This is a genomic window from Agrobacterium tumefaciens (genome assembly GCA_025559845.1).
Taxonomy (GTDB): Bacteria; Pseudomonadota; Alphaproteobacteria; order Rhizobiales; family Rhizobiaceae; genus Agrobacterium.
Genome location: CP048469.1, coordinates 1,549,087 through 1,564,830, shown reverse-complemented (window position 1 = coordinate 1,564,830; position 15,744 = coordinate 1,549,087). Strand labels below are relative to the sequence as shown.

Here is a 15,744-nt window from a genome sequence, read left to right as displayed (position 1 = left end):
GAAATGCTTCATTTTTCCCGTTGGAAAACAGTCTTTATATGGCTGCTTGTTCTGGCAAGCGTCGTCATCGCCTCCGCCAACCTGTTCTCAGACAAACAGTTGGCCAGCATGCCCGCCTGGTACAAGGACAACAAGGTAACGCTCGGTCTCGACCTTCAGGGCGGTTCGCATATCATGCTCAAGATCGAGCGTTCCGACATCGTCAAGGAACGCCTCGAAACCATCGTCGGAGACGTGCGCACGCAGCTCCGCGATGCCAATATCCGCTATTCCGGCCTTGCCGGTAACGGACAGCAGGTCCAGGTTCGCATCAGCGATCCGGCTCAGCTCGAGGCCGCGAAAACCGCGCTTCGCGATCTGACCCTGCCTGTCTCCCACGGAACGCTGGTTGGCGGCACCGTCACGGAAGTGACGATGAGCGATGGCGACAACAATTCTCTGCGTCTCAACCTGACTGACGAGGGTATCGATTACCGTCTGTCGTCGGCTGTGTCGCAGTCGATCGAAGTCGTTCGCCGCCGCGTCGACGAAGTCGGCACCACCGAGCCGCTGATCCAGCGTCAGGGTGGCGACCGCATCATCGTGCAGGTGCCGGGCCTTCAGGACCCGCAGCGCCTGAAGTCGCTTCTGAACCAGACGGCAAAGCTGTCGTTCCGCATGGTCGACACCACCATGCCGGTACAGGAAGCCATGAATGGCCGTCCGCCGGCCACCTCTGAAGTTCTCTATTCGCAGGACGATCCGCCGGTTCCTTACCTGGTCGAACGCCGCGCTCTCGTTTCGGGTGACAACCTCGTCGACGCGCAGGCAAGCTTCAACCAGCAGAACAACGAACCGGTCGTGACCTTCCGCTTCGACAGCCGCGGTGCGCAGCGCTTTGCGCAGGCAACGCAGCAGAACGTCGGCAAGCCCTTCGCCATCGTGCTCGACAATCAGGTGATTTCCGCACCGGTTATCCGTGAGCCGATCATCGGCGGTTCGGGCCAGATTTCCGGCAACTTCTCCGTTCAGGGTGCAAACGATCTCGCCGTGCTATTGCGCGCCGGCGCACTTCCGGCAACGCTGACGGTGGTTGAAGAACGCACCGTCGGTCCAAGCCTCGGTAACGACTCCATCACCGCAGGTCTGACGGCCAGCGCCATCGGTGCGGTCGGCGTTCTGATCTTCATGTTCGTTTTCTATGGCTTCTTCGGCCTGCTCGCGAACATCGCGCTCATCGTCAACATCGTCATGCTGCTGGCGGTGCTCAGTATTATCGGGTCGACACTGACACTACCGGGTATTGCCGGTATCGTCCTGACGATCGGTATGGCGGTTGACTCCAACGTTCTGATCTACGAGCGCATCCGCGAAGAAGTGAAGAGCGGAAAACCGCTGATATCATCGCTTGAAAACGGCTTTACCCGAGCCTTCGCGACGATCATTGACGCCAACCTGACGACACTGATCGTTGCCAGCGTGCTGTTCTACATGGGTACCGGTCCGGTCAAGGGCTTCGCCGTGACGCTGGCTGTCGGTATCATCACCACGGTCTTCACGGCCTACACGCTGACGGCGTGGATGTTCGGCTTCTGGGTTCGCCGCAGCCGCCCGAAGCATCTTCCCAAGGGTGTTCGCACCGCCATGTTCGATGGCCGCGACATTCCGTTCATGCGGTATCGCCGTCTGGTCTTCATGTTGACCGGTGCGATCATGCTGGTCTGCGTTGGCGGTTTCGTCAGCAAGGGTCTGAACCTCGGTATCGACTTCCAGGGCGGTTCGGTCATCGAAGTCCGTGCCAAGCAGGGTGAAGCCGATCTGGCCGATATCCGCGAACGCCTGAGCCAGCTCAACCTCGGCGAAATCCAGGCGCAGAATTTCGGCACGCCGCAGGACGTTCTGATCCGTATTCAGGCGCAGGAAGGCGGCGAAAATGCCGAGCAGTCTGCGATCACCATGGTGCGTGGCGAACTGGAAGACAATTACGACTTCCGCCGCGTTGAAGTGGTTGGCCCTGCCGTTTCCGGTGACCTGACCTTCACGTCCACGATTGGTATCCTGCTCGCGATGGGCGCGATCATGGTCTACATCTGGTTCCGTTTCGAATGGCAGTTCGCCCTCGGTGCGGTTATCTCGATGGTGCATGACGTGGTGTTCACGCTCGGGTTGTTCGTGTTCCTTGGAATAGAATTCAACCTGACGAGTATCGCGGCGATCCTGACCATCATCGGTTACTCGCTGAACGATACGGTCGTCATCTACGACCGAATCCGCGAAAACCTCAGACGCTACAAGAAGATGCCTCTGTCGATGATTATCGACGTGTCGCTCAACCAGACGCTGTCGCGCACGATCCTGACGGGTCTGACGGTTCTGCTGGCTCTGTTGGCACTCTACCTGTTCGGCGGCGAAGTCATTCGTTCCTTCACCTTTGCCATGCTGTTCGGCGTCGGTATCGGTATCTTCTCCTCGCTCTACATCGCGGCTCCGGTGCTGATTGCCTTCAAGCTGCGCCCTGATAGCGCCGATGCGGAAGACGAGAAGGAAGATGCTGCCAAGAACGGCACCATCGGCGGCAAGCCTGCCGTCTGATGGCTGGCGGTATCGAAATACGCCCGGCCCATTTTCCCGGCCGGGCGCCCATCGACGCTTATGGCAACGGCGGATTTCGCTTTGCGGACATGTCGCATCGCGGTTCGCTGCTGTGCCTGCCTTCCGGCATCCATGGCTGGGCGCCGGTGACGTACAGCGATCTGGCGCTTGAGCATTTCGAAAAGGTGCTTGCCGAAGCGCAGGACATTGAAGTGCTGTTGCTCGGCATGGGTGACGGCATGCGGGTGGTTCCAAAGGAACTGCGCGCTGTCTTCAAAGAGGCGGGCATATCGGTTGATCCGATGAGCACGGGGGCTGCGGTGCGGACCTACAATATTCTGCTTTCGGAATCGCGTGCCGTCGCTGCGGCACTGATCGCGGTCGAAGGTTAAAAAGACGGACCTCGCGGGGAACGATGGCGCGCCAAGAAAATCTCGACATCTGCCTTGCGACGTTGCGCGACACCGATCGCGACCGCTATCTTTCCTGCCTGCTTTCGCCTGAGGACAAACGGTCCTCTCTGGCAGCGCTCTATGCCTTTAACGCCGAAATCGCCCGCATTCGCGATCTGGTGCGGGACGCCTTGCCCGGTGAGGTGCGGATGCAGTGGTGGAGCGATCTGCTGGAAGGCAATCCGCATGGCGACAGCCAGTCGCATCCGGTTGCGGCAGCACTCCTCGACACCATCGAGAAACACCGTCTGCCGCGTCAGGTTCTCCTGAACATGATCGAAGCGCGTATCTTCGATCTCTATGACGACGTGTTCGAAGACAGAAACGCGCTCGAGGGTTATGCGGGTGAAACCGCCTCGGCGCTTATCCAGCTTTCCAGCCTCGTCCTGTCGCCCGAGGATGCTGCTGCCAGCGCGGAAGCTGCCGGCCATGCCGGTGTGGCGCAGGCCATGGCGGGGCTGCTGCTGCTCATGCCGCTGCATCGCCGTCGCGGCCAGGTCTATATTCCCGCCGACATGCTGGCGGCTGCCGGTCTCAACCGCGAGAGCTTCCTTGAGGGCGACGACAGGCAGCGCATCGGTATCGCCATTGAACTGTTTGCTGTTCATGGGCTCGATCACCTTGCCAAGGCAAGGGCACACAAAATTTCACCGCAAGTCTTTCCGGCCTTTCTGCCTGTCGCCATGGCAGGCCCGGTGATCTCTGCTGCCAGGAAGGCCGGCGCCGGTCTTCTGGACGGTGGTGTGCAGCTTTCGCAGCTGCGCCGCCAATGGCTTCTGGCAAAGGCATCCTTCCTCAAGCGATTCTGAGGGAAGAATTTTCACACCCAAACTCCACGCAAGCCTCGGCTGGTATGAACCGGGGATCGGGTTCGCGCGTTCAGAGTCGCGAATCACACCAGCCACTTGCCCGAGGGAGCGTCGCGGATGAATTTGGCGATCTGGATCATCGTCTTCGTGTTGCTTGCAGTCTTCGCTTTTTATGCCCTGCGCATGTCGCGGGCGACCGACGACGACAACAGTCATGATGTCGGTCAGGCAATCATGGATTTTGCACGGGCGTTCCCGAACGAGGCGATCCGCAGCCTGCACATGACGGTGGATGGAAAGACCGCCTTCGTGCGCCTGCACGACAACAAGGCGGGCTTCATGCGCAACATGGGCTCACACTATGCCTGCATCCTGATCGATCCCGAGCGCATCCGTGTGGAAAGTCTGGAGAGCGGCGACGGTTTTGTCGTGAGCTTTGAGGACATGCCGAAATATAGCGGTGCATACCGCTTCAAATCGGCGGGAGAGGCCGCCGAGGTTTCTCTGTGGCTGCTTGGCAGCCTTGTTGAAGCGCAGGACCACCACGCGCACGACTTGCCACCCTCGCACGCCTGAGGCCACGCCTTCAACGTGTTTACTGCGTGTCGAGCGGCTGGGTTGCGCCGGCGTGTTTGCGTTCCCGCCAGATGATGAACAGCCCTGAAGCCACGATGATGAGAATGCCGAGCCATTTCGACGGGGTCGGGAAATCGGCAAAGAATACGTAGCCGAGCACGGTCGCGGAGATGATTTCGAAATACTGGAACGGCGCCAGCAGAGACAGCGGCGCCAGCCGGAATGCCCGCACGATCAGCAGGTGCATGTAGCCCGATATCGATCCAAGCAGGATCAGCAGAATGAGATGCGATCCATTCTGCGGCAGCGAGATTGCAAAGTCCTTGTCGCCAAGGCTGTCGCCGATCAGCAGTGCCGCGCCCATGAACACGGTGCCGGCAATACCGGCCATGGTCTGCATGGTCAGCGGGCTGTCGGCATCGCCAATGGCGCGGTTCATGAAAAGATAGAGCGTGTAGAGGAAGGCGCAGACGACGGGCAGCAGCGATGTCCAGCCGAAGATGGCAAAACTCGGCTGAATGACGATCAGCGCGCCGCCAAAGCCGACGGCAATTGCCGTCCAGCGTTTCCAGCCGACCTTTTCGCCGAGGAAAATGGCCGACATCATGGTCAGCATGAAAGGCTCGACGAAATAGATCGCGAACACATCCGCCAATGGCATGTATTTGACGGCGGCAAAGAAGGTCAGGCTGGCGGCGGCATGCAGGATGCCGCGCAGGAAATTCATCCAGGGACGTTTGGCCGTGAACAGCGCCCTCGGCGACACCACGAGGATGAGGGGCAGGGTGCAGAGCAGCTGGAAGAAGAAGCGGTAGAAGGTGACCTGCGCCGGCGACATGCCGCCGCTGACGGCCATATATTTGGCGATCGCATCCATGACCGGCAGCACGATCATGCAGCCCGCCATAATCATCATGCCTCTGACCGTATCGCTGAAGCCGGAATTCATCGTCATCTGTTGTCCTGGGCTTTCAGCCGATATGTTCAAAAAAAAGAGGCGCCAACCGGCGCCTCATTTCTCCTTGAACAAGCGTCTTGCTCAGGCAGCGTTTTGGCGCGGTAAGCTCTTCATATCAATGACGAAGCGGTAACGCACATCGCTTTTTATCATACGTTCATAAGCGTCGTTGATCTGATCGATGTCGATCATTTCAATTTCGGCGGTGATGCCCTTGTCGGCGCAGAAATCCAGCATTTCCTGGGTTTCGGGAATGCCGCCGATCATCGAACCCGCGAAGGTCTTGCGGCCGGGGATGAGGCTGAAGGCATGAACGGAGAGGGGCTTTTCCGGTGCGCCGACCTGCACCAGTGCGCCGTCACGCTTCAGAAGGGCGAGATAGGCGTTGATGTCGTGATCGGCGGCAACGGCGTCGATGATCAGATCGAGGCTTGAAGCGGCCTTCTTCATCTGGTCCGGGTCGCGGGACACGATGACCTCATGTGCGCCGAGCTTCTTGGCATCCTCTGCCTTGCCGGGCGAGGTGGTAATCATCACCACGGTTGCGCCCATGGCATTGGCAAGCTTGACGGCCATGTGGCCGAGGCCGCCGAGACCGACGACGCCGACGCGCTTGCCGGGACCGGCATTCCAGTGGCGAAGCGGCGAGTAGGTGGTGATACCAGCGCAGAGCAGGGGTGCTGCTGCGGCCGGATCGAGCCCTTCGGGAATATTCAGCACGTAGCGGTCATCGACGACCACATGGGCGGAATAACCGCCAAGGGTGTGCGCGCCGCCGCCCATGGCCTTGTCAGGCGAGTTATAGGTGCCGGTCATGCCGTTTTCGCAATATTGTTCCAGCCCGTCGGCGCAGCTTGCGCATTCGCGGCAGCTATCGACGATGCAGCCGACGCCGACACGGTCGCCTTTCTTGAACCTGGTGACTTCGGAGCCGATGCGGCCAACGCGGCCAACGATCTCATGGCCGGGAACGCAAGGATAAAGCGAACCGGCCCATTCGGCGCGGGCGGTATGAATATCGGAGTGGCAGACGCCGCAGAACTCGATTTCGATTTCGACATCGCGCGGGCCGGGATCGCGACGCTTGATCGTCGCGAGCTTCATGGGCGACGAGCCGTCGTCACAGGCGTAAGCGGACGTTGTGAACATGGAAGTTCCTCCTCTTGATATATTGATGCTGAAAGACCGGTGGGTGGCAATTGTGCGAAGAGAATCAGTCTCCGGCGCCGGTTTCGGCAACTGCGGGACCAAAAACCTCCTCGAAGGCTTCCCGCAGCAGAACGTCGACGTCGGTGATCATAACCGGCAATCCCAGATCGACAAGGCTTGTCACGCCATATTCGCTGATGCCGCAGGGCACGATTCCCGAGAAATGGCCGAGATCCGGATCGACGTTGATCGACAGGCCATGGAAACTCACCCACTTGCGCAGGCGGATACCGATTGCGGCAATCTTGTCTTCACGCACACCGCCATTGAGCAGAAGCGGCTTTTCCGGACGCTGTACCCAGACGCCAACGCGGTCTTCGCGTCTTTCACCGCGCACATTCATCTTGTCCAGGGTGCGGATGATGACCTCTTCGAGTGCTGCTACATAAGCGCGGACATCCTGACGGCGGCGCTTCAGGTCCAGCATGACATAAACGACGCGCTGTCCGGGGCCATGATAGGTGTATTCGCCGCCTCGGCCCGTGGCGAAGACCGGGAAACGGTCCGGCTCGATCAGGTCTGCCGCGTCGGCGCTGGTTCCAGCCGTATAAAGTGGCGGATGCTCCAGAAACCAGATGAGTTCGTCTGCTTCGCCTGCAGCAATTGCCGCAACTTCACGATCCATCGTCTCCATGGCCTCCTCGTAGGGCACGAGTCGGTCCGAGATTCGACATCGAACAGGGCGCGAACCGGGGGCTGGAAACATATTTGTTTGAAGATCGGTACGTGTGAGCATGAAAAATGTCCTTTCCACAGCCTTCTCGCAAAATGACGATCAGGCGGCAACCCCTGCATTTGCGGGCTTCTTGGATATAGGAAGGGTGTTGTTGATTTTTAATTTCAAAAAACTGTCACGACGCTCTTGTGCACCCAAAATCCTTTTGCTACATGACCCCCCGTCGGCGCAAGTTGACACCTACCACGATGCGGTCGTGGCGGAATTGGTAGACGCGCAGCGTTGAGGTCGCTGTGGGGCAACCCGTGGAAGTTCGAGTCTTCTCGACCGCACCAAAAGAAAACCCGCTTCGGCGGGTTTTTCTTTTTCTATCAGACAGTTCCCCGCGTGCTCTCAGATTTTGCTTCAATACGTTTGACGGCGTATTTTGGTGCTGGCCGTCATGTCGTGCGCGACCAATTCTCCAGATTGCTGCCGTTTTTTCCCGTTGTTTTCGGGGGCATCATCGCGCCCTCATATCCGGTCGAGAGGGCGCGCGATCTGTCGTTTCTCAGCGGCGAATGATGGCGTTCGAAGCCGTGCCGTTTTGCTGGTGGTTTCCGTCACCAACGCGGTAAGGATCGCCGTCCATCACCTGGTCCATGCGCCATTGTGTTCCGCGGTAAGGGCTTTCCCAGGTCTGGCATCCGGCCAGCAGCGCGCTCGCGGACATCAGTCCGATAACAAGAGCGGTTTTCAGCATTGTCGTCTCCTTGATGGTTTCCCGCAGGAGATGTAGTAGCCGTAGAAGAGATTTTCGACGTTCGTGCAACAAAAACTTTGCTGGCACATTCACTTATCGGCAGGTCACCCCAACAGATTTCGGTGGATTACTCGTTTTAGGACGAGTTACTTCGCAGTAACCCCCATAAAGCAAGGGGTGGAATGTAATGGGTTGAATGTTAGCTTTTGTCAAAAATACGTCTGGGGGCGATCTTGTTGGGGGACAACGCGAATTCGGACGATGAGCTCGGCTACTACATGTGGAGTATTGCCGATAACAGGCTCATCATGGACGCGGTCACGGCGGAGTGTCACGGCTTCTCCGCAGATACGGGCGCGCAGGGGGTAACGATCGAGGAAATCCTCGAACGGATCGATATCGAGATGCGGGATCGGGTTGCGCAGGCAATCATGGACAGCATCACGACCGGTGTATTTTTCAATCAACGCTACAAGGTCTGGCTGCCTGACGGATCGTTCCGGTTAATTACGGCCAAGGGCAGGGCGATCTTCGATGCCGATAATGCGCCGTTTCTCGGGCTTGGCGCCGTGAGAGACATTACGGTCAAGCGACCACGGGCTTTGGCCTGATCCGAACCCGAAAAAAGGCGGCACATGGCCGCCTTAGTTCTTTTGGGGCAATCGATAGGCGTATTAGAAGACGGCGAGATATTTCAGAAGCGAAATGATGCCGATAATAATCACGATAATCTGTGCGATCTGCTTTGCGCCGCCGCCGACGGGCAGGCGAGCGATCAGCCACAGGACAAGAACGATTACCAGAAAGGTAATCAGAATACTGATGAGCGTTGACGTAACCATATGGTTCAGCTCCCTTTTTCAACCACTTAAACGGTCGTTCACCGTTGCGTGAATAACTGCGCACAATTAATTTGGTTCCACGGCATTTATTGAAAACGAGGTAGTCGCGTGAATCAGTTCAAAGTGAAGAAAAGGCCAACGGGCGCTACAGCGAATCTCAATCGCCTTGGCCACCCAATTCTCGAATCGGCAACAGGCGGTGGCCTCACCGTGGTTACGGGCGCCTCGGAGCCCGGCTACAATCCTCTGGATCTGATGTACGCATCGCTGGCCGCCTGCCTGGCGCTGAGCGCCAGAATTGCTGCAAGCCAGATGGGCGTGCTCGACCGGTTCGAAAACGTCTCGGTCAGCGTCTCCGGCGAAAAATCTGAGACGGAGCCGTACCGCATCATCCGCTTCGACGTCTCGATCGATATCGCGGGTGATTACGATGCCGAGACGCGTCATGCGATCGCTCACAAGGCCGAGGAAATCTGCACCGTCAGCAACACGCTGAAGGGTGAGGTGGATATTGTACTCGCGAATGACCGCTAGGATTACTTGCGGGACTTGTCCCATTTCTTGATGAGGCGGTCGCGCTTCAGCTTCGACAGGCGCTTCAGCCAGAACATGCCGTCAAGCTGGTCGATTTCGTGCTGGATGCAGATCGCGTGGAAACCTGTGGCGGTTTCCTCATGCATCTTTCCCGTCACATCCTGATAGCGCAGCGTCACCGTGGCGGGGCGCTCCACCTCGTCCGTGAATCCAGGCATCGACACGCTGCCTTCGACGTGGCGCATGATCTCGGACGAAAGCCCGGTGATTTCAGGGTTGATATAGGTCAGCACCGTTCCCGGCGTCAGTTCCAGCACGAAAACTCGCTGTCTGACGCCGATATGGGCGGCGGTGATGCCGACGCCGGGGGCGGCCCGCATGGTATCGGTCAGGTCATCGACCAGTGTTGTCACGGTGTCGTCGAAAACCGCAACGGGCGCGCAGATTTCGGACAATCCCGGATGCGGGTAGGAAAGAATCGGCCGGATCGCCAAGACGTGTCTCCGTTCGTTGTCAGGTCGAAACCGACGATTGGGCAAGGTCTCTGCCGTCGTCGGTCAATTCCAACCAGGTTCTTTGCGTTCGACTGTCGCGTTTTACCGTTCTGATGTAGCGGGGAGACGCGGCTGCTATCTCTCTCAGAACAAGCGCATGGGCAAGCCCCAGCCGTTTGGAAATGCTGCGGCTGTCCGTGGCAAGGCCAAGATGGATGGCGAGCAGCGTGGCGGCGGCTGTGGCACTGATATCAGGCGAGGCCAGATGCACGAGCCTGTCGACCGCAGCCAGGAATGCGGCTGCGGCGTGATCGTCATCGCTCATGCCGCCTCGGAACCGGCGCGCAGCTTGATGGTCACCAGGACGGATTTAGACGTCGGGGTGAAGCTGCCGTCGCCATAGCTGCTCAGGGGTACGAGCACGTTGAGTTCGGGGTAATAACCGCCGATGCTGCCGCGTGGAATGTTATAGGGCACGAGACGGAAGTTTTCGGCGATGCGCTCACGGCCATCGGTATACTGGCCGATGACATCGACGCGCTGGCGCGAATGGGCGCCCAGCGCCTCCATGTCCTTCGGGTTCATGAAAATGACGTGGCGCTCGCCATAGACGCCGCGATAGCGGTCATCCATGCCGTAGATCGTCGTGTTGTACTGGTCGTGGCTGCGGAATGTCTGCAGCACGAACAGATTGTCATCGCCTAGCGCCTGCTGGTGCTCGGTCTTTGCGGGAAGTTCGCCCGTATAGAAGGTCGCTTTTCCGGCCGGAGTGTTCCATTCCCGCTCGGCGGCGGCATTGCGCAGATGGAAGCCACGCGGCACGCGAACGCGTTCGTTGAAATTGTCAAAGCCCGGAATGACACGCTCGATCATGTCGCGAATGAGGTCGTAATCATCCGCCATCGCCTGCCAGTCGACGCGGGCATTACCGAGCGTGGCTGCGGCGATGCCGGCAACGATTGCCACTTCCGAACGCAGGTCTTCCGATGCGGCTGGATTGATGCCGCCCGAACCGTGCACCATGCTCATGGAATCCTCGACTGTAACGATCTGTGCGCGGCCTTTCGAGTTGCGGTCGATTTCCGTGCGTCCAAGGCAGGGCAGAATGTAGGATGTTTCACCCGGCACCAGGTGCGAGTGGTTGAGCTTGGTGGCGATGTTGACCGTCAGCTTCTGTTTTCTGAAGGCATCGATGATCAACGGGCTGTCCGGGGTGGCCCGCAGGAAGTTGCCGCCGAGCGCGATGAAGGTTTCGGCCGTTCCGTCCAGCATGGCGGCAATGGCTTCCACGGTGTTGTGGCCGCGCTTGCGCGGCATAGGCACGCCCAGTTCCTTTTCCAGCGCGTCGAGGAGGGCAGGCGGCGCCTTCTCGTCAATGCCGACGGTGCGGTCGCCCTGGACGTTGGAATGGCCGCGCACGGGGCATAGACCGGCGCCGGGACGACCGACATTGCCACACAACAGCATGAAATTGGCGATTTCCCGAACGGTGATCACCGAATGCTTGTGCTGCGTGATGCCCATGGCCCATGTGGCGATCACCGCATTGGCCTGCATATAGATGCTGGCGGCTTCGTCGATCTCGGTGCGCGTCAGCCCGGACTGGTCGAGAATGTCGTCCCAGCTCGTCGCATCGACGGCAGCGCGGTAGGCTTCGAATTCGACCGCGTGATCGGCGAGGAAGTCATGGTCGATGATGGCGGGTTCACCGGCCGCTTTTGCGGCATCGTTGGCGGCAAAGACCGCTTTGCTCATGCCGCGAATGGCGGCCATGTCGCCACCTTGCTTCGGCTGGTAATAATTGGTGGCAATTTTCGTGTTGCCGCCGGTCATCATCTCGACCTTGTCCTGCGGATCGGCGAAACGCTCCAGTCCCTTTTCTCTGATCGGGTTGAGCACGACGATCTTTGCGCCTCTGAGTGCGGCGCGGCGCAGGTCACCCAGCATGCGTGGATGGTTGGTGCCGGGGTTCTGGCCGATCACGAAGATGGCGTCGGCCTGCTCGAAATCCTCCAGCAGCACGGTGCCCTTGCCAACGCCGATGGAGGCTTTCAGGCCCACACCGCTTGCTTCGTGGCACATGTTGGAGCAGTCAGGGAAATTGTTCGTGCCATAAAGGCGAACCATGAGCTGATAGAGGAAGGCTGCCTCGTTCGAGGCGCGGCCGGAGGTATAGAACTCGGCGCGGTCGGGGCTGTCGAGGCTGTTGAGAATACGGCCGATTTCGGCAAAGGCATCGTCCCAGGATACGGGAAGATATTTGTCGGCCTTGCGGTCGTAACGCATCGGATGGGTGAGCCTGCCCTGTTTTTCCAGCTCATAATCCGACCATTGTGCAAGGGTTGAGACGGTGTGCTGCACAAAGAAGTCCGGCGGTACCCGTGCTTCGGTCGCTTCCCAGGCGACGGCCTTGACGCCGTTTTCGCAAAACTCGAAGGATGAACCGTGTTCAGGGTCGCCCCATGCGCAGCCGGGACAGTCGAAACCATCGGGCTGGTTGGCTTTAAGAAGCGTTCGCGCACCGGATATCGGGGCTCCTGACTCCATCAGGCGTTTGCCCACGCTTTTGAGCGCGCCCCAGCCGCCTGCCGCCGAAGATGCCTTGCCGATAAAGTCCGTCTTGCTCATTTCTGTCCGTCTTTCCTGACGTCTGCTTGTGATTGCGTGCGGCTGTGCCGGGCACGTCGATTCCTGGCGATATGCCTGAGATCAAGTGTTCCAGAATCGCCCTGGGAACGTATATGTCAACGCTTATCTTTCCGGTTCGCATGGAACGGCAAGCGACGGTTCGGCGTTCGGTCTGATGTGAAAACCCCTCACGCATGAGGGCAATTTGCAACATTCTCGTCGTGGCGGCGGTGCTTGCCGGTTTGCAGCTATCCGGTTGTTGACAATAAGTTTTTAAACGCCATTCTCCAGCCAATTCGTGCACTGCGGCATTTCAGAAACAAGGGGACGCAAGATGACAGACCGTGACGACGATCTTCTCGCGCCCGAAGACGACAAGTCCGTGGACGTGCCTTCCGATATCTATGCCGAAGACGGGTCTATCCGTTCCGATTTTCTGGCCATGGTGGGGGCGGCGATTGCCGACCGCGACCTGCTTTTCCTGCGTCGCAACGTCGCCAAGCTGCATGAATCCGAACTCGGTGACCTGATCGAATCCATTCAGCCGGAACAGCGCCACGCGCTCGTACGCCTGCTTGGTTCCGACTTCGACATGACGGCGCTGACGGAGGTGGATGAGGGCATCCGTCTCGATATCGTCGACCAGATGTCGAACGAGCAGATTGCCGCCGGTATCGGCGAACTGGATTCGGACGACGCCGTCTACATTCTCGAGGACCTCGACGACGAGGACCGCGAGGATATTCTTTCGCAGCTTCCCTTTACCGAGCGTGTTCGCCTCATGCGGGCGCTCGATTATCCGGAAAGCTCGGCCGGTCGCCGTATGCAGACGGAATTCGTGGCTGTGCCACCGTTCTGGACCGTCGGCCAGACCATCGATTATTTGCGGGAAGAGGAGGAATTGCCGGATTCCTTTTCGCAGATTTTCGTCATCGATCCGACCTTCAAGCTGGTTGGCGCTCTCGACCTCGACCGGGTGCTGCGCGCCAAGCGTCAGGTGAAGGTCGAAACGATCATGCACGAGACGAACCATTCGATTCCGGCCGAGATGGACCAGGAAGAGGCCGCGCAGCTTTTCGAGCAGTACGACCTTCTCTCAGCCGCTGTCGTGGATAACAACGGCAGGCTGGTCGGTGTCCTGACCATCGATGACGTGGTCGACGTTATTCAGGAAGAGGCGGAGGAGGATCTTTTGCGCCTCGGCGGCGTGGGTGACGAAGAACTTTCCGACTCCGTTGCCAGCACATCGCGGTCACGCGTGCCGTGGCTTGCCGTCAATCTGGTGACCGCTTTCCTGTCGGCATCGGTGATCAGCCTGTTCGATGCGACAATCCAGCAGATCGTGGCGCTGGCCATCCTGATGCCTGCGGTCGCCGGCATGGGCGGCAATGCCGGGTCGCAGACCATGACGGTTTCGGTGCGGGCGCTGGCGACCAAGAGCCTCGACATCCACAATGCGGCGCGCATCATCCGCCGTGAGGCGGGCGTCGGCATCCTGAACGGCATGTTGTTCGGTACTGCGATTGGCGTGGTGGCGGGAATATGGTTTCAGGATATCCACATCGGCGGCATCATTGCCACGGCCATGTGTCTCAACATGCTGGCGGCGGCGCTGGCGGGCATTCTCATTCCGCTTGTTCTCGACAAGTTCGGGGCCGATCCCGCGGTATCATCTGCCGTGTTCGTGACGGCGATTACCGATATCGTCGGCTTCTTTGCCTTCCTTGGCATCGCGACATGGTGGTATGGCATTTCGGGGTAGGGTGCCGGGCAAGCAAAAAATTGACTTTTACGTTAAGGTCAAATAATAATTCTCGGGTTATGAATCGGATAGGCCCGTGAACAAGTATTATAGCATAACCGAACTGACACGCGAATTCGGCGTTTCCACTCGCACCTTGAGATTTTACGAGGACGAGGGGCTCATTCATCCTGAGCGCCGTGGTCGGACCCGGCTGTTCCGGTCGGCAGATCGCCATCTCATTCAGGAAATCCTGCGTGGTCGCCGTATCGGTTTCACGATCGCCGAAATCCGTGAGATCATTCATGTCTACAAGGAGCCGCCGGGCGAATCGGGTCAGCTTGAGCTTCTGATGAAGAAGGTCGACGAAAAGCGTGCCGACCTTCGCCAGAAGCGCAAGGACATCGAGGAAACCTTGGCGGAGCTCGACAATGTCGAGGAAGCCTGCCTTACGCGCCTGGCCGAAATCGGCGTCGGCACCTGATTTTCTGACGATTTACCTGTTGGCGGGAAGCGCTATTGCGCTTCCACCGTGCACTGCGATGCAACGTCGGTGATCTTTGACTGCTGTTCTACCGACAGGCTGCCTTCCATCATCTGATCGAACAGATTTTCCGCATGCAGCTTCTCCAGCGTGCAGCCGCAGAAGCGCTGGCATAGGTCCACGCTGTTTTCCTGCTGCATGCAGCTTTTCTCACAGCTCGACTTGTAGAGTTCGACCTGATCGACCGGCGGCGGCGGGGCGATCTGCGAGGCAACGTAGACGATGCCGAGCAGCAGCGGCTGATGCACCAGATAAAACATCAGGCTGTGGCGACCGGCGAGCGCAATGATGTTGCGCGGCGCGCTTGGCGTGCGGAAACGGTCCAGCCATCCGCGCGGCACCACGAATTTCGAGGCCGCGATACCTACCAGCACAGGGGCAAGCCAGGGCAGAAGCGGCACATAGTCGTTGGAGCGTGGCGGCAGCGTCGCAAAGCCGATCCAGGCCAGCCAGCGACTGTTGAACAGGTCCGACTGAATATAATGCGGCAGGGCAAACGCGACGACGGCAGCCACGAGCGTCAGCAACGCCGGCACACGCAGGAAGAGGAGACCGATCACGCTTGTCGCGGCAATGGTGTGCAGGATGCCGAAGAAGATGAAGCTGTCGGGGAAGGCGAAGATGGTCGCAACGGTGATCAGCAGGGCCGAACCTGCGACCATGGCAAAGCGCTTGTTGAACGAGGCCCAGTTTATGCCCTTGCCATGCGCCAGATACAGGCTGAAACCCGCCAGAAACAGGAAGGACGTGGCGATGCCACGGGCATAAAGCTTCCACAGGCCCTCGGTTGCCGTGCCGGGCTCCAGATAGCCGAACAGCTCCAGATCCCAGGTGAAATGGTAGGAGGCCATGGCCAGCAGCGCAATGCCGCGCAGGGTATCGAGCCCGCCTATGCGGCCTTTGGGACGAGGCGGTTGCGCCACACTATCTGTTTCCATGTCGGGAGCTGCTTCACGCTGAGGTTTCGT

The 15,744-nt window shown here is 58.9% G+C and carries 17 protein-coding genes and 1 tRNA gene; 10 read left to right on the top strand and 8 right to left on the bottom strand.

The features are described from left to right. Positions 1-3: 3 nt before the first annotated feature. The 4 genes from FY156_07955 (at position 4) to FY156_07940 (ending at position 4,408) form a co-directional block, all read left to right on the top strand. Complete coding sequence (locus tag FY156_07955) at positions 4-2,571, top strand: protein translocase subunit SecDF (GenBank protein UXS01416.1); 2,568 nt, start codon at positions 4-6, stop codon at positions 2,569-2,571. Then, complete coding sequence (locus tag FY156_07950) at positions 2,571-2,963, top strand: hypothetical protein (protein UXS01415.1); 393 nt, start codon at positions 2,571-2,573, stop codon at positions 2,961-2,963. The genes FY156_07955 and FY156_07950 overlap by 1 nt, the downstream gene beginning before the upstream one ends. Positions 2,964-2,986: 23 nt before the next feature. Then, positions 2,987-3,832, top strand: a complete 846-nt coding sequence (locus FY156_07945) for a phytoene/squalene synthase family protein (GenBank protein UXS01414.1) — start codon at positions 2,987-2,989, stop codon at positions 3,830-3,832. Positions 3,833-3,949: 117 nt separating this feature from the next. Continuing rightward, entirely contained in the window at positions 3,950-4,408 is a 459-nt protein-coding gene (locus FY156_07940) for a hypothetical protein (GenBank protein UXS01413.1), read from the top strand. A gap of 19 nt (positions 4,409-4,427) precedes the next feature. Here FY156_07940 and FY156_07935 read toward each other — a convergent pair whose 3' ends face one another. The 3 genes from FY156_07935 to lipB all read right to left on the bottom strand — a co-directional run bounded on the left by FY156_07935 (position 4,428) and on the right by lipB (position 7,311). Next, complete coding sequence (locus FY156_07935) at positions 4,428-5,363, bottom strand: DMT family transporter (GenBank protein ID UXS01412.1); 936 nt, start codon at positions 5,361-5,363, stop codon at positions 4,428-4,430. A gap of 84 nt (positions 5,364-5,447) precedes the next feature. Further along, positions 5,448-6,515: an NAD(P)-dependent alcohol dehydrogenase gene (locus tag FY156_07930; GenBank protein ID UXS01411.1), complete on the bottom strand. Its 1,068-nt coding sequence runs from the start codon at positions 6,513-6,515 to the stop codon at positions 5,448-5,450. Positions 6,516-6,579: 64 nt separating this feature from the next. Continuing rightward, on the bottom strand, positions 6,580-7,311 hold the full coding sequence (gene lipB, locus FY156_07925; protein ID UXS01410.1) for a lipoyl(octanoyl) transferase LipB: 732 nt from the start codon (positions 7,309-7,311) through the stop codon (positions 6,580-6,582). Between lipB and FY156_07920 the strand changes: the two genes are divergently transcribed. Together FY156_07920 and FY156_07915 are read left to right on the top strand one after the other, a co-directional pair. Beyond that, positions 7,310-7,537: a hypothetical protein gene (locus tag FY156_07920; GenBank protein UXR99978.1), complete on the top strand. Its 228-nt coding sequence runs from the start codon at positions 7,310-7,312 to the stop codon at positions 7,535-7,537. The genes lipB and FY156_07920 overlap by 2 nt on opposite strands. After that, positions 7,502-7,586: transfer RNA gene (locus FY156_07915), tRNA-Leu, on the top strand. The genes FY156_07920 and FY156_07915 overlap by 36 nt, the downstream gene beginning before the upstream one ends. A 215-nt stretch (positions 7,587-7,801) precedes the next feature. Here the strand turns inward: FY156_07915 and FY156_07910 are convergent. Next, positions 7,802-7,993: a hypothetical protein gene (locus FY156_07910; GenBank protein UXS01409.1), complete on the bottom strand. Its 192-nt coding sequence runs from the start codon at positions 7,991-7,993 to the stop codon at positions 7,802-7,804. Between the two features lie 278 nt (positions 7,994-8,271). Between FY156_07910 and FY156_07905 the strand changes: the two genes are divergently transcribed. Both FY156_07905 and FY156_07900 read left to right on the top strand, forming a co-directional pair. Then, the gene (locus FY156_07905; protein ID UXS03076.1) at positions 8,272-8,604 is read left to right on the top strand and encodes a PAS domain-containing protein; all 333 of its coding nucleotides are present in this window, start codon (positions 8,272-8,274) and stop codon (positions 8,602-8,604) included. A 339-nt stretch (positions 8,605-8,943) separates the two neighbouring features. Continuing rightward, a complete protein-coding gene (locus FY156_07900; protein ID UXS01408.1) occupies positions 8,944-9,369 on the top strand; it encodes an OsmC family protein in 426 nt (141 codons plus the stop codon). Between the two features lie 2 nt (positions 9,370-9,371). On the opposite strand, the gene FY156_07895 is transcribed toward FY156_07900, so the two are convergent. The 3 genes from FY156_07895 to FY156_07885 are packed head-to-tail and all read right to left on the bottom strand — an operon-like array spanning position 9,372 to position 12,491. Continuing rightward, positions 9,372-9,863 carry a peptide deformylase gene (locus FY156_07895; GenBank protein ID UXS01407.1) on the bottom strand — a complete coding sequence of 164 codons (492 nt, stop codon included), beginning with the start codon at positions 9,861-9,863 and terminating at the stop codon, positions 9,372-9,374. A 19-nt stretch (positions 9,864-9,882) separates the two neighbouring features. Beyond that, complete coding sequence (locus FY156_07890) at positions 9,883-10,188, bottom strand: hypothetical protein (GenBank protein ID UXS01406.1); 306 nt, start codon at positions 10,186-10,188, stop codon at positions 9,883-9,885. Next, a complete protein-coding gene (locus FY156_07885) occupies positions 10,185-12,491 on the bottom strand; it encodes an FdhF/YdeP family oxidoreductase (GenBank protein UXS01405.1) in 2,307 nt (768 codons plus the stop codon). Before FY156_07885 ends, FY156_07890 begins: the two co-directional genes overlap by 4 nt. A gap of 334 nt (positions 12,492-12,825) precedes the next feature. On the opposite strand from FY156_07885, the gene mgtE reads away from it, so the two are divergent. Beyond that, positions 12,826-14,253, top strand: a complete 1,428-nt coding sequence (mgtE, locus tag FY156_07880; GenBank protein ID UXS01404.1) for a magnesium transporter — start codon at positions 12,826-12,828, stop codon at positions 14,251-14,253. Positions 14,254-14,329: 76 nt separating this feature from the next. Beyond that, a complete protein-coding gene (locus tag FY156_07875) occupies positions 14,330-14,716 on the top strand; it encodes a MerR family DNA-binding transcriptional regulator (protein UXS01403.1) in 387 nt (128 codons plus the stop codon). 32 nt (positions 14,717-14,748) lie between these two features. Here FY156_07875 and FY156_07870 read toward each other — a convergent pair whose 3' ends face one another. Then, a complete protein-coding gene (locus tag FY156_07870) occupies positions 14,749-15,714 on the bottom strand; it encodes a DUF1624 domain-containing protein (protein UXS01402.1) in 966 nt (321 codons plus the stop codon). Positions 15,715-15,744 lie beyond the last annotated feature (30 nt).

Coding starts and splice junctions, on each gene's coding strand:
- FY156_07910 (UXS01409.1), bottom strand. CDS start 7,993: ATGCTGAAAACCGCTCTTGTTATCGGACTGATGTCCGCGAGCGCGCTG.
- FY156_07935 (UXS01412.1), bottom strand. CDS start 5,363: ATGACGATGAATTCCGGCTTCAGCGATACGGTCAGAGGCATGATGATT.
- FY156_07885 (UXS01405.1), bottom strand. CDS start 12,491: ATGAGCAAGACGGACTTTATCGGCAAGGCATCTTCGGCGGCAGGCGGC.
- FY156_07930 (UXS01411.1), bottom strand. CDS start 6,515: ATGTTCACAACGTCCGCTTACGCCTGTGACGACGGCTCGTCGCCCATG.
- lipB (UXS01410.1), bottom strand. CDS start 7,311: ATGCTCACACGTACCGATCTTCAAACAAATATGTTTCCAGCCCCCGGT.
- FY156_07890 (UXS01406.1), bottom strand. CDS start 10,188: ATGAGCGATGACGATCACGCCGCAGCCGCATTCCTGGCTGCGGTCGAC.
- FY156_07920 (UXR99978.1), top strand. CDS start 7,310: ATGAAAAATGTCCTTTCCACAGCCTTCTCGCAAAATGACGATCAGGCG.
- mgtE (UXS01404.1), top strand. CDS start 12,826: ATGACAGACCGTGACGACGATCTTCTCGCGCCCGAAGACGACAAGTCC.
- FY156_07945 (UXS01414.1), top strand. CDS start 2,987: ATGGCGCGCCAAGAAAATCTCGACATCTGCCTTGCGACGTTGCGCGAC.
- FY156_07955 (UXS01416.1), top strand. CDS start 4: ATGCTTCATTTTTCCCGTTGGAAAACAGTCTTTATATGGCTGCTTGTT.
- FY156_07950 (UXS01415.1), top strand. CDS start 2,571: ATGGCTGGCGGTATCGAAATACGCCCGGCCCATTTTCCCGGCCGGGCG.
- FY156_07870 (UXS01402.1), bottom strand. CDS start 15,714: ATGGAAACAGATAGTGTGGCGCAACCGCCTCGTCCCAAAGGCCGCATA.
- FY156_07940 (UXS01413.1), top strand. CDS start 3,950: ATGAATTTGGCGATCTGGATCATCGTCTTCGTGTTGCTTGCAGTCTTC.
- FY156_07905 (UXS03076.1), top strand. CDS start 8,272: ATGTGGAGTATTGCCGATAACAGGCTCATCATGGACGCGGTCACGGCG.